At 37.4% G+C, this 13452-nt stretch carries 9 protein-coding genes; 5 read left to right on the top strand and 4 right to left on the bottom strand.

Annotation, left to right across the window (positions count from 1 at the left end; translation table 11 throughout):
- The first annotated feature begins 18 nt into the window (after nucleotides 1-18).
- Together J3U16_RS08370 and J3U16_RS08365 are read left to right on the top strand one after the other, a co-directional pair.
- Entirely contained in the window at nucleotides 19-846 is an 828-nt protein-coding gene (locus J3U16_RS08370; protein WP_267337538.1) for a PTS mannose/fructose/sorbose/N-acetylgalactosamine transporter subunit IIC, read from the top strand.
- A 13-nt stretch (nucleotides 847-859) separates the two neighbouring features.
- Nucleotides 860-1684: a PTS system mannose/fructose/sorbose family transporter subunit IID gene (locus J3U16_RS08365; protein ID WP_267331292.1), complete on the top strand. Its 825-nt coding sequence runs from the start codon at nucleotides 860-862 to the stop codon at nucleotides 1682-1684.
- A 331-nt stretch (nucleotides 1685-2015) separates the two neighbouring features.
- Here J3U16_RS08365 and lpdA read toward each other — a convergent pair whose 3' ends face one another.
- From lpdA to aceE, 3 genes are read right to left on the bottom strand one after another with little or no spacing between them, the layout of a single operon-like run.
- Complete coding sequence (lpdA, locus tag J3U16_RS08360; RefSeq protein ID WP_267342862.1) at nucleotides 2016-3440, bottom strand: dihydrolipoyl dehydrogenase; 1425 nt, start codon at nucleotides 3438-3440, stop codon at nucleotides 2016-2018.
- Nucleotides 3441-3455: 15 nt separating this feature from the next.
- Nucleotides 3456-5066, bottom strand: coding sequence for a pyruvate dehydrogenase complex dihydrolipoyllysine-residue acetyltransferase (aceF, locus tag J3U16_RS08355; protein ID WP_416380750.1), 1611 nt, complete (start codon nucleotides 5064-5066; stop codon nucleotides 3456-3458).
- A 12-nt stretch (nucleotides 5067-5078) separates the two neighbouring features.
- Entirely contained in the window at nucleotides 5079-7745 is a 2667-nt protein-coding gene (aceE, locus tag J3U16_RS08350) for a pyruvate dehydrogenase (acetyl-transferring), homodimeric type (RefSeq protein ID WP_220224888.1), read from the bottom strand.
- Nucleotides 7746-8119: 374 nt separating this feature from the next.
- Between aceE and lipB the strand changes: the two genes are divergently transcribed.
- Both lipB and lipA read left to right on the top strand, forming a co-directional pair.
- Nucleotides 8120-8740: a lipoyl(octanoyl) transferase LipB gene (lipB, locus tag J3U16_RS08345; RefSeq protein ID WP_267330897.1), complete on the top strand. Its 621-nt coding sequence runs from the start codon at nucleotides 8120-8122 to the stop codon at nucleotides 8738-8740.
- Between the two features lie 10 nt (nucleotides 8741-8750).
- A complete protein-coding gene (lipA, locus tag J3U16_RS08340) occupies nucleotides 8751-9704 on the top strand; it encodes a lipoyl synthase (protein ID WP_065734553.1) in 954 nt (317 codons plus the stop codon).
- 25 nt (nucleotides 9705-9729) lie between these two features.
- On the opposite strand, the gene J3U16_RS08335 is transcribed toward lipA, so the two are convergent.
- A complete protein-coding gene (locus J3U16_RS08335) occupies nucleotides 9730-11496 on the bottom strand; it encodes a DUF3413 domain-containing protein (protein ID WP_065734554.1) in 1767 nt (588 codons plus the stop codon).
- A gap of 178 nt (nucleotides 11497-11674) precedes the next feature.
- Here J3U16_RS08335 and J3U16_RS08330 point away from each other — a divergent pair, with 178 nt between their 5' ends.
- Nucleotides 11675-13450, top strand: coding sequence for a Lon protease family protein (locus J3U16_RS08330; RefSeq protein WP_267330894.1), 1776 nt, complete (start codon nucleotides 11675-11677; stop codon nucleotides 13448-13450).
- Nucleotides 13451-13452 lie beyond the last annotated feature (2 nt).

Here is a 13452-nt window from a genome sequence, read left to right as displayed (position 1 = left end):
TATTCAGAGGGAAAAATTATGGAAACAACGCTTTTTATTCCCGCTTTATTAACAGGGATATTTTGTTATTTAGGCGCGATTGAATCACCATGGCTTTTTGGTATGTCAGGTGGATTTTATATAGTTGGAAGACCCTTGGTTGCGGGTTTATTAGTTGGTTTAGCCTTTGGAGATATACAAGCTGGTGTATTGTGCGGTTTAGCTGTTCAAGCTGTTTTTATTGCCAATTTATCAACAGGAGGGGCAACGAATAGTGAAATCACTTATGCAGCTTATGGCGGTATTGGTTTAGCTCTTGCCACAACCAAAGAGCCTGCCGTAGCAGTAACGCTTTCTGTTTTATTGGGCCAAACTTTTGGGTTGATATTTTATAATACTCGAATGGCATTATATTCATTTTGGAATAGTAAAGCTCAACACGCAGCCGAAACAAACAATACTCGTGGTATTATTTTAAATCACCTATTTTATCCACAAATTACCACTTTTCTATTACGTGCCGTTCCAGTCTTTTTAGCTATTTATTATGGCTCTGGATTGGTGGAATGGTTATTAACTAATGTACCAGAAATAATTACTAAAATTATTTCAGTATTGGGTGGTGTTTTACCAGCATTAGGTATCGCAATGCTGATGAATATTGTGATTAAATCGAAAGTTCAGTTAATCTTTTTCTTCGCTGGCTTTGTTTTATTAGCTTTTGCAGAGTTAAGTATGATAGCCCTAGTCTTCATCTCGGCTTTAGTTGCTTACTTATATTTTATTGCAAGCAGTAAATCGGCAGCAACAATTAAAGAAACAAATCAATCAAATTCAGATGTTTTTGAAGATGATGATCTGTTTTAAAAAGGAGAATAACATGGATAAATTAATGGATGAACAACGTTTAACAAAACAAGAGTTACGTCAAATTTGGTATCGATGGGGTTTTACCCATTTATCATCAATGAGTTATGAAAAATTACAAGCACATGCGTGGGCTTTTTCCTATATTCCTTTTGCAGAAAAGTATTATAAAAATGATCCTGAAGCGAAGCGCCGCTTATTAGTCAGACATTCTATGTTTTATAATACCGAACCACAAACAGGCCAAATTATTAACGGCATTGTTGCCTCTATGGAAGAAGAGATCGCCTTAGGTAAAAATGTGCCAGAAGAATTACCGGTAAATATTAAAGCCACGCTAATGGGGCCTTTAGCCGGAATTGGTGATTCCCTCATTCAAGGTATTATCGTACCAATATTGTTATCAATAGCCATGGGAATGGCTGCGGGTGGTAATGCTATCGGTCCTATTTTTTATATTTTATCTTATGGTATTTTAGGCCCATTGATTTCCTATTTTAGTTTCCATTACGGCTATAAATTGGGAGTTAATGCGATTGATAATATTATTGGTGATAACGTCAAACGTATTACTGATGCGTTTAATGTACTTGGTATAATGGTCGTAGGTGGTTTAGCTGCAGGTAATATTGTGCTTAATTCTTCCTTGGAAATACCTATGGGCGAAAGCATGAAATCATTACAAAGTGTACTTGATAGTATATTCCCGAAAATATTACCTCTATCTATGGTGCTATTGGCATGGTGGTTAGTATCAGCAAAACAGATGACGGCGACAAAAGTCATTTTGATCATTACAGCTATTACATCGGTAGGTGTAGTGATTGGTATATTCTAGTCAAATAGATTCCTAGTTTAGAAAAGCTAAAAAGGATTACCATGAAACAATTAGGGGAATTTTATAAATTCCTCTTTTTGTTATTTATCATGACAATTAATAAGTTAAAAGAATTAAGAAAAATAATAAAAGTTTCAACAATATAATCTGAAAACCATATCAAATATTAAATTATATCGTTTTGATATATCATTTCCTATTGGATTTTCCTAACTATAAAGTTTTCTGGTACTCACTTCTTTATAAAATGATATTTCTTTAAACACATATAAAAATGCCGTTAGTTAACTAACGGCATGGTTTTATTTCATTAATACTAGGAAAATACTAATTATTTTTTTAACGCTTTTGGATTAGGTAGATCGGTAACCGTGCCTTCATACACTTCGGACGCGAGTCCTATTGATTCATGTAAGGTTGGGTGAGCGTGGATGGTTAGTGCAATGTCTTCTGCATCACAGCCCATCTCTACAGCAAGAGTGATCTCTCCAAGAAGTTCACCACCATTTGCTCCAACTACCGCACCACCAAGAAGGCGATTATCGGCTTTGTTAAAGATTAGTTTAGTCATCCCTTCTGAACAATCAGACGCAATTGCTCGTCCTGATGCTGCCCATGGGAATATGGCGACCTCATAATCGATACCTTTTGTTTTCGCTTCTTTTTCAGTTAATCCTACCCAAGCAACTTCTGGTTCGGTGTAGGCAATGGATGGTATGGTTTTCGGATCGAAATAATGTTTTTTACCAGCTATCACTTCAGCTGCAACATGCCCTTCATGAACCCCTTTATGAGCCAACATTGGTTGACCCACAATATCACCGATCGCATAGATATGTGGAACGTTAGTTCTCATCTGTTTATCGACTTCAATAAAACCACGATCGGTCACATTTACTCCAGCTTTTTCAGCATTGATAAGTTTACCATTTGGCGCTCGACCTATCGCCACTAGTACTGCGTCGTAAGTGTGAGTTTCGATTGTTCCATCTTTCTTTTCCATGGTGACATAGATTGCATCATGTTTGGCTTCGACCGTATTTACTTTAGTTTCTAAGCGTAAGGTAAATTTCTTTTGAATTTGTTTGGTAAAGACTTTTATCACATCTTTATCCGCAGCTGGGATCACCTGATCTAGCATTTCAACCACATCCACTTCTGAACCCAATGCGTGATATACGGTACCCATTTCCAGACCAATAATACCACCACCCATTAACAGTAATTTTTTAGGAATAGTGGTTAATGCTAACGCATCGGTTGAGTCCCATATACGAGGATCGTCATGTGGAATGAATGGTAAGGTTATTGGTCGAGATCCTGCTGCAATAATAGCATTATCAAAGGTAATTTTAGTTATCCCTTTGGCAGAGGTAACATCCATTGTGTGACTACCGGTGAATTGCGCTTCACCTTGAATCACATTAACTTTACGCATTTTGGCCATACCTGCCAGCCCGTTAGTAAGCTGATTGATTACCTTTTCTTTCCAAGCACGAACTTTGTCGAGCTCTAACTTTGGCGTTCCAAAATGGATGCCATGTTCGGTGAGGGATTTTGCTTCATCCATCACTTTAGCAACATGCAATAATGCTTTAGAAGGAATACAGCCAACATTAAGGCAAACACCACCCAAGGTTGAGTAGCGTTCGACTAATGTCACATCTAATCCAAGATCGGCGGCACGGAAAGCAGCGGAATAACCCGCTGGCCCAGCACCTAATACAACAACTTGTGTTTTGATATCTTGACTCATAACTGATTTCCCCCCTTACATCACTAGTCGACGTAAGTCGGATAAAACATTAACAATATGGCTTAAGAAGCGTGCACCATCTGCACCATCAATCACTCGGTGATCGAAGGATAATGATAAAGGTAACATTAAGCGTGGTGTAAATTCTTTACCATTCCATACTGGTTTCATACTTGAGCGAGATACACCAAGTATGCCCACTTCTGGCGCATTTACAATCGGGGTAAATGATGTCGTTCCGATGCCACCAAGGCTTGAAATAGTGAAACATCCACCTTGCATATCACTACCTGTGAGTTTACCGTCTCGCGCTTTTTTGGAGATTTCAGCAAGTTCACGTGAAAGTTCAATAATGCCTTTTTTATTTACATCTTTAAATACAGGAACAACTAAACCATTTGGCGTGTCAACTGCCACACCGATGTTGATGTATTTTTTAATGATAAGAGTTTGTGCATCTTCTGACAATGAACTATTAAAACGCGGATAAGCAGTTAAAGCACTCGCTACGGCCTTCATGATAAACACAAGCGGTGTAATTTTGAGATCGAGTTTTTTCTTTTCTGCTTCAGCATTTTGTTGCTTACGAAATGCCTCTAGTTCAGTGATATCTGTTTCATCAAATTCAGTAACATGAGGAATCATCACCCAGTTTCGATGTAAATTTGCACCAGAAACTTTTTGAATTTTGGTTAATGGTAAAGATTCAATTTCACCAAATTTACTGAAATCGACTTTTGGCCATGGTAATAATCCAGGGAATGCACCAGATGATCCACCGTTTTCGACTTGTTTTACGGCATTTTTGACATAGTTTTGGATATCTTCACGAAGTACACGATGTTTAGGGCCTGTAGGTTGGATTTTTGCAAGATTGATACCAAATTCTCTTGCTAATCGTCGAACTGATGGTGTGGCATGTGCGTAAGCATCGTTTTCTACAAATTCATTTGCAGTTGGTGCAGGTTTAGCTGTCTCAGCAACTGGTGCAGGAGCTTGAGCTTGAGCTTGAGCTGGAGCTGAAGCTGAAGTTGAAGTTGAAGCTGAAGCTGAAGCTGGCGCAGGTTCAGCTTTAACGGGTGCACTATTCGTTTCAAACTCCATTATTTTGGAGCCAGTTTTGACTTTATCACCAATTTTAACAGTGATGCTTTTTACTGTACCAGCTATAGTTGCAGGTACTTCCATCGAGGCTTTGTCTCCTTCAACGGTGATGAGTGAATCATCAACTGCAACTGAGTCACCAACTTTAACTAATATTTCAGTCACTTCTACTTCATCGCCACCAATGTCTGGAACATTAACATCAACGACTTGGCTACTATTTTGTGCTGGCGCAGAAGCTGGAGCTGGAGCTGAAACTTCTGGAGCAGGCGTTTTTGACGCGCTTGCGCCCTCTTCGTCAAATTCCATAATACTAACACCTGTCGTCACTTTATCGCCAACTTTGACAATGATTGACTTCACAATACCAGCCTGTGGTGCCGGTATTTCCATCGATGCTTTATCGCCTTCCACAGTCAATAGTGATTGATCTACATCAACTTTGTCGCCGACTTTAACTAGGATTTCTGTTACTTCAACTTCATCGCTTCCGATATCAGGTAATTTTATTTCAATACTCATTATTTTTACCTCTTATGCAATACGTGGATTGAGTTTGTCAGCATTGATTTCGAACTTTTTAATCGCGTCTTCAACAATACTTGGCTGAATATCACCACGTTTAGCTAGTTCTCCTAGTGCTGCAATCACAACATAAGATGCATCGACTTCAAAATGATGACGTAAATTTTCTCGGCTATCACTACGACCGAATCCATCTGTACCGAGTACTCGGTAGCTTTCTGCTGGTACAAATCCTCGAATTTGTTCTGCATAGAGTTTCATGTAATCAGTGGAAACAACAGCAGGATTGTTATTCATTATTTGAGCAACATATGGCACTTTTGCTTCTTCGCTTGGATGTAACATGTTGTAACGTTCGCAATCTTGACCATCTCGAGCAAGTAAGGTGAATGACGTTACACTGTAAATGTCAGAACTGACGCCATAGTTTTTAGCAAGGATATCAGCCGCTTCACGAACATGACGTAGCATTGATCCAGAACCTAATAATTGAACTGTTGGTTTGCCTTGTTGGCCTTCAACGGTATCTAACTTATAAATACCACGACGAATCCCCTCTTCTGCACCTTCAGGCATTGCAGGTTGGGCATAGTTTTCATTTAGTGTGGTGATGTAGTAGTAAACATTTTCTTGTTCACCATACATACGACGTAAGCCATCTTGCATAATAACCGCGACCTCATAAGCGTAGGCTGGATCGTATGATAAGCAGTTAGGGATGGTTAATGCTTGAATATGGCTGTGACCATCTTGGTGTTGTAAGCCTTCACCGTTTAATGTTGTGCGACCAGAAGTTCCTCCAATCATAAAGCCTCGAGCTTGTTGGTCACCCGCCGCCCACATTAAATCACCAATGCGTTGGAAGCCAAACATTGAGTAATAGATGTAGAAAGGAATCATCGGTAAATCGTTATTACTATAAGAAGTAGCAGCCGCTAACCATGATGCAGTCGCGCCACATTCGTTAATACCTTCTTGGAGAATTTGACCTTTTTCATCTTCACGATAGTAAGCAACTTGCTCTTTATCTTGTGGGGTATATTGTTGACCATGTGGGTTATATATACCAATTTGGCGGAAGAGACCTTCCATACCAAACGTACGCGCTTCATCAGCGAGAATTGGTACTAGTCGCGGTGCTAAGTCTTTATCTTTTAGCATGATGTTAAGTGCACGCACAAAAGCGATAGTGGTTGATATTTCTTTAGATTGTGCTTCAAGTAACGGCGCAAATTCGCTTAAAGGAGGGATAGAAACCGTTCCTGAGAATTTAGTTAGTCGTGAAGGCACATAACCATGTAATGCTTGACGTCGTTCATGGATATATTTGTATTCAGGGCTATGTTCTTCGAATTTGATATAAGGTAATTTTTCGAGTGCTTCATCAGTAACCGGAATGTTGAAGAAGTCACGAACATGGCGAACGCCATCCATATTCATTTTTTTGACTTGGTGTGCAATGTTTTTCGCTTCTGCGGCTTCACCCATTCCATAACCTTTAATGGTGTGGGCTAAAATAACTGTTGGGCGATCTTTTGTCTCTTTTGCTCTTGCAAATGCAGCAAACATTTTTTCGGGGTCTTGACCACCTCGGTTTAGTCTGAAGATCTCTTCATCAGACATATCTTTGACTAATTCAGCCGTTTCAGGATATTTTCCAAAGAAGTGTTCACGTACATAAGCGCCGTCTTTTGATTTGAAGGTTTGATAATCGCCATCAAGAGTTTCATTCATTAAACGAATTAATTTTCCTGATTTATCTTTTTGCAATAATTTATCCCAACGATCGCCCCAAAGTACTTTAATCACATTCCAACCAGCACCAGCAAACACACCTTCTAGTTCGTTCACTATTTTGCCATTTCCGGTTACCGGACCATCAAGACGTTGCAAGTTACAATTGATAACAAAGACTAAATTATCAAGTTTTTCACGTGTTGCAACTGTGATTGCACCTTTTGCTTCTGGCTCATCCATTTCACCATCACCTAAGAACGCGTAAACAGTTTGTTCAGTGGTATCTTTTAAACCACGATGGTTTAAGTATTTTAAAAAGCGAGCTTGGAAGATTGCACTAATTGGTCCTAACCCCATTGATACGGTTGGGAATTGCCAAAATTCCGGCATTAATTTTGGATGAGGATAAGATGATAAACCTTTACCGTGAACTTCTTGTCTAAAGTTATCAAGCTGTTCTTCAGTTAAACGACCTTCAATAAAAGCGCGTGAGTAGATACCCGGTGAGATATGACCTTGGAAATAGATTAAATCCCCACCATCTTTTTCATTGCGAGCACGGAAGAAATGGTTAAAACATACTTCATAAAATGTAGCAGCAGATTGGAATGATGCCATATGACCACCAAGCTCTAAATCTTTTTTAGAAGCCCGTAAGACCATCATAATTGCATTCCAACGAACAATTGAACGGATTCGTCTTTCAATTTCCCAATCACCTGGATATGCAGGTTGTTCCTCGACAGGGATTGTGTTTATATAGTTACTGGTTGAAGAACCAAATAATAAAGGGACACCACCATCTCTAGCTTTATTGACAATCTGTTCAATAATATATTGAGCACGTTCGACGCCTTCTTCTCGAATAATAGAATCTAAACTTTCCAGCCAATCCTTTGTTTCGACTGGATCGATATCATTCATTTGCATGTCCGACATATAAAACCTCTTTTTTGTTTAAAAAATGCAGTTTTTGCTATCCTTAGCTATAACAGACGCCATAACTAAAATTATAAGCTTCAACTTTGCATTACGGATGCTTAATTGATATCAGTCTGCCAGTTTCCATTAAAAAGTAAAGCAAACCACCGCCCTGAAAAGAATGTTAATTCCTATTAAATTAATCAACTATTTCAATTATTAATATAAATAAAAAGATAATTATTTGATATAAGTCAAATTTAACTCATGAGATTGGAAAGAATACTGCGTTTTGAGTTATACCTTGAATAGTTAGCGGTTGTCAAGTTATAGTAAAATCTGCTATATAGTTGTTAATTTATTGTTAAATTAAGACTGAATTGACAGATAATATGCCAAGTAAAAACGTCATTATTAAAGAGTTAAACACTATGCCTTATTGGCATACTTATCAAGCTATGCATGATTTTACTCAGCAGCGTGATAAGCAAACTCAAGACGAGATTTGGCTAGTTGAACATCCTCCGGTTTTTACTCAAGGTAAGGTTGGAAAACCTGAGCACCTGCTTACTAAAACGGATATTCCTGTTGTGCAAACTGATCGTGGTGGTCAAATTACATACCATGCGCCTGGACAACAAATTATGTATATCTTATTGGATTTAAAAAGGCGTAAAATAGGTATTCGTGATGTCGTCAATTATTTAGAAAATAGTGTTATTCAAACATTAAAACACTATGAGATAGTCGCCTATTCAAAACAAGACGCTCCGGGCGTTTATGTCAATCAACAGAAGATCTGTTCTCTTGGATTACATATTAAGCGTGGCTGTACCTTACATGGATTAGCCCTTAATATCGATATGGATCTCACTCCTTTTAATTATATTAATCCATGTGGTTATGCTGGATTAGAAATGACGCAGTTGAAACAATATGTTTCAAAAATTGATCGCCAAGAGATTAACCATTTATTGACTGATTATTTTATTAATCAGCTACCAAACTATTAAGATGTGAATTATGCAAAATACTGAAATCCGCAGTTCAAAATATCGTGATGCCGAAAAAACGCGTCTAATTCCCTCAATCACTATAGAGGATACAGCTCCTTTAAAAAAACCTGATTGGATGAGAATTAAGTTGTCGGCAAATACAGAAAATATTACGCATATTAAAAATACGATGCGTAAACATGGGTTACATTCGGTTTGTGAAGAGGCTTCATGCCCTAACTTGGCGGAGTGCTTTAATCATGGGACCGCGACTTTTATGATTTTAGGGGATATTTGTACTCGTCGTTGCCCTTTCTGTGATGTTGCTCATGGTCGCCCTTTGCCACCAGACCGTGAGGAACCGAATAAGCTTGCGCAAACAATTCAAGAGATGAAATTGCGTTATGTTGTGATCACCTCTGTTGATCGTGATGACTTGAAAGATGGCGGAGCAAGTCACTTTGCTTCATGTACTCAAGAGATTCGTTCATTAAGCCCGAATATAAAAATTGAAACTTTAACTCCTGATTTTCGTGGTTGTGTTGATGAAGCCGTTGCGGTTTTAAGTGAAAACCCTCCGGATGTGTTTAATCATAATTTGGAAAATATTCCTCGTTTGTATAAAAAAATACGCCCAGGAGCAAGTTATGAGGGATCGTTACAATTACTTGAAACGTTTAAACAAAAACACCCCGAAATTCCAACAAAATCAGGATTGATGGTTGGTTTAGGCGAAACCAATGAAGAACTTATTCAGGTTTTAAAAGATTTGCGTAGCCATGGTGTTACCATGCTAACTTTAGGTCAGTATCTCCAACCAAGTAAGTATCATTTGCCAGTGGAACGTTATGTTTCACCCGAGGAATTTGATGAATTAAAACAGATGGCGCTGGCTATGGGATTTACTCATGCAGCTTGCGGACCATTTGTGCGTTCATCTTATCATGCTGATTTACAAGCAATGGGAAAAGAGGTGAAGTAATATTCACCTCTTTGGAAAACATTGTTTAATTATCTACCACAATAAAATGACGATTTTCGGTGACAATTTGTAAGAATGTAGGTAAGTTTATCTTTTCATCTTTCAATTGATTACCGTTTAGATCATATATTTTGGATCGTCCATACGCATCAATTACCACGGTTTTATTACCATAAAGCGCTGCAACCTGATTTTCACTTCCAGCTAGAATCCATTCACGCTCTTGAAATAGATTTTGACCTTGGCTATACTGTTTTGCAGGTGTAGTGACGTTGAGAGCATCTTGCATTAATGTTCTTAATATATCCGTTTCAGAAGTTATATTATTAACTTCTTTTGCCTCTTTACCTGGCCATGAAATAATTAATGGTACTTTTAAGGTATTTCGATTAAAGCTAACTTCATCATTACGTAAAGCAGATTTTTTAGCATCATCTATTTTTATGTCATTAGAACCGGTAATAATAATTATGGTGTTTTCGTATGCATTAGATAATGTTAAATATGCAATTAAAGATTCTAAATACTGGTCGAGTTTTTTTGCATCTGTTTCTAGTTCGGTTATTGGCATTTTTTTATTTTTGGCACCCAATGAATATTGGATGACAGAAAATAGAGGAGCGTGGTTTTCGAGTTGATTTTGTTCATCGTGCCATGCCATCCAATTATCAGTGGTTTGCTTGTTAGACTGTTTTTTACCATCTGGGGTAGTAAAATTAGACAATAATGCATAACGATAAAGTGGTTCAGAAAAACCATCAGCCGAGAATAGACCAACGTTATAATGTTGTTTCGTTACAGTTTCGAATAATACCGATGGCTTATGCCCTGCCAAGATACTATTATAATAATTCGGGTCCAGTCCATAGAATAATGAGAAGTTATTTAAGTAGGCTTGGCTACTTGCGCCATAATGATTAGTAAATTGTATATTTTGGCTAGCAAATTCTTTCAGCCAAGGCATATTATTGGCTAATAGTCGATCATTCCAACCATTAATATCAATAATCAAGATATTCGGTTTATCTTGATTTTCATTAAATGAAATTTTATCGAGTGGGTATTCAATAGCGATCGCAAATGGGTTACCTTCTTGAATTGCGCGATTACGATAACCATTCTCTTCAATAAATCCATAACGCTCAAGAAAATGACGCGCCGTTAACGGATACGATAGCGGTAAGCTTGATCGTTGCATCGTAATTGGACGATAGAAGTTAGCATCGGCCCAAATATGAATCAAATGTGATGAGACAAAGCATAGAATAAAACCTATTACTACAGGTCTGGCAAAACGTTTGCGTTTACTTAAACTGCGTTGCTTTTTCCAACTCCAAATCGAGAATAATATTTCAACTAAAAGAATAAAGGGTATTAATATAAATGCACTATTGAGAAAAGATGCTTTATCCGAGGTAAATAGTTGCCAGATAGATAAATTTAGATGCATTCTAAAATGCGAGAAAACTTCAACATCAATAAGCAGTAAACTAATTCCTATGGTTGCAACGATAGTTGCAATAATCCTTTGCCATCGTGAAGAGTGAATAAGAAAACTTAACGGAAAAAGCAATATCAAATAAACAATGAAAGTAAGAAAACTAAAATGCCCAATCGCACTAATAATTGCATAAAAACGCCCCATGAATGTTCGGGGCCAATCAGCAATGAGCAAATATTGGCTACCAAGTAAAATGACTACCAGAATATTAAATAGCGTAAACCAATGCCCCCAACTAACTATCTGCGAGGTTTTATCGTCTTTGATATGATTGTTTTTGAGTTTGAGCATATTTAATTGTAGTAATTACCAAGAAAAACTTAATTGAAATTTACGTCACAGTTTAACTGATTTTTTAAAATCTTTCCGTAATTTTTTTAGCATAAAGCCTTTGGTTATTTGTTGGCGTTGCTATCGATACTTGTTATAATTTGCTTTAATAATATAGCTAATTAAAAAGATACTAACTTTGGCAATCAAACAACTCAACTCTCAAGAAGTCCAACCTAACGTAAATGACATTGTAAATAATAGCGATATTAAAACAAATTTATGCAGTGATGGATTAACCAATTTGTTATCGTGGCAACCTCGCGTTGCTGCTGCTGTATCCTTATTGTGCAAAAATCATAATACGCAGTATCGTTCTCGCTTTGTGCTTTTAAAAGCATCTGAAAGCGAGCTTTTTTTTGATTTATTAAAGCAGTCGGTAAAGCGTAATCTCACAACGACCCATTTAGGTTATAGCTATTACTTTAGTGATAATAAAATTACCTTAACTGAAGCGAAAAGTAAGCAAGATAATTTTGCATCCCAAGATAATTGTCTATCAGCAACAATCGTTGATATGGAGAAACTATTTGGTTGTGTTAGGCAACCTGAAAATAGTCCAATCAAATTACAAGCTGGTTTAGTTCATGATGCTAATGGTGGTGTTTTAATTTTAGGATTGCGTTCACTGCTTGCGCAACCAGTAGTTTGGGCTAAGTTAAAACAGATGGTTCTGTCACAAACTTTTGAATGGTTTTCAGCTGATGATTCTCATCCATTACCATTATCTATTCCTGCCATGCCGTTGGATTTACGCATTATTTTAGTCGGAGATAGGCTCTCTCTAGCTGAATTGCAGGAATTTGAACCAGAATTTTATTCATCATCTATTTACGCTGAGTTTGAAAGTGAAATGCATATAACTGAACCTCAGCGAATTAATGATTGGATGAATTATTTACAATTTATAAGTCACCACTTAGCGTTACCTAAAATTGAGCAATCTGCTTTTGCTAAAATTTATAAACACGCAACAAGATATACGGGTGATCAATATTATTTACCACTTAGCGTTGAATGGGTGCAATCGATTCTGCTAAATTCATCTTATTTTATAGAAAATCAGAATATTGATGCTTTAGCCGTCACAAAGGCTTTAGAACAAAAAGCATGGCGAGAAAATTATTTAGCTGAGCGGTTCCATGATGAGATTTTTACCAATCAAATTTTGATTGATACTCAGTCACAAGTGGTTGGGCAGATTAATGGGTTGTCAGTTATTGAATACCCCGGTTATCCAAAAGCGATTGGTGAGCCAACACGGTTAAGCTGTCTTGTCCATTTTGGTGACGGTGAATTAATTGATATTGAACGTAAAACCGATCTTGCTGGCAATATTCATTCTAAAGGGATGATGATTATGCAAGCGTTTATTATGTCGGAGTTTGCAATCAATCATCAACTTCCGTTTTCTACATCATTAGTATTTGAACAATCCTATAATGAGATTGATGGCGATAGCGCTTCACTGGCGGGGCTTTGCGCGCTGATTAGTGCGCTATCTAATCAACCTATCGATCAGCAATTAGCTGTGACAGGATCGGTTGACCAATTTGGTCATGTTCAATCTATTGGTGGCGTTAATGAGAAAATAGAAGGATTTTTTGCTGTTTGTCAGCACCAAGGTTTGACTGGCCAACAAGGTGTTATTATTCCTGCTAGTAATCAGCGCCATTTAAGCTTAAGCGATGACATTATTGAGGCAATTAATAATGATAAATTCTCTATTTGGACTGTCGAACATGTCGCCGATGCGCTCTATTTATTAACTGGTATTCCTTACAAAGATGAGAATAATATTAGTCTTTATAAGTTGATTCATGCTCGTATGCAATCAATGCTAATTCAAGATAGAAGACGTGATGGTTGGCTCAGTCGCTGGAAAAAAATTGCAAAAAGTAACAATACACAATAAAC

This window comes from Gilliamella sp. B3023 (genome assembly GCF_026536845.1).
Taxonomy (GTDB): domain Bacteria; phylum Pseudomonadota; class Gammaproteobacteria; order Enterobacterales; family Orbaceae; genus Gilliamella; species Gilliamella apicola_E.
This window is presented reverse-complemented; position numbering and strand designations above follow the sequence as displayed.

Excerpts from the sequence above, each read along its gene's own strand:
- J3U16_RS08370 (WP_267337538.1), top strand. The coding sequence starts at position 19 with ATGGAAACAACGCTTTTTATTCCCGCTTTATTAACAGGGATATTTTGT.
- J3U16_RS08365 (WP_267331292.1), top strand. The coding sequence starts at position 860 with ATGGATAAATTAATGGATGAACAACGTTTAACAAAACAAGAGTTACGT.
- lpdA (WP_267342862.1), bottom strand. The coding sequence starts at position 3,440 with ATGAGTCAAGATATCAAAACACAAGTTGTTGTATTAGGTGCTGGGCCA.
- aceF (WP_416380750.1), bottom strand. The coding sequence starts at position 5,066 with ATGAGTATTGAAATAAAATTACCTGATATCGGAAGCGATGAAGTTGAA.
- aceE (WP_220224888.1), bottom strand. The coding sequence starts at position 7,745 with ATGTCGGACATGCAAATGAATGATATCGATCCAGTCGAAACAAAGGAT.
- lipB (WP_267330897.1), top strand. The coding sequence starts at position 8,120 with ATGCCAAGTAAAAACGTCATTATTAAAGAGTTAAACACTATGCCTTAT.
- lipA (WP_065734553.1), top strand. The coding sequence starts at position 8,751 with ATGCAAAATACTGAAATCCGCAGTTCAAAATATCGTGATGCCGAAAAA.
- J3U16_RS08335 (WP_065734554.1), bottom strand. The coding sequence starts at position 11,496 with ATGCTCAAACTCAAAAACAATCATATCAAAGACGATAAAACCTCGCAG.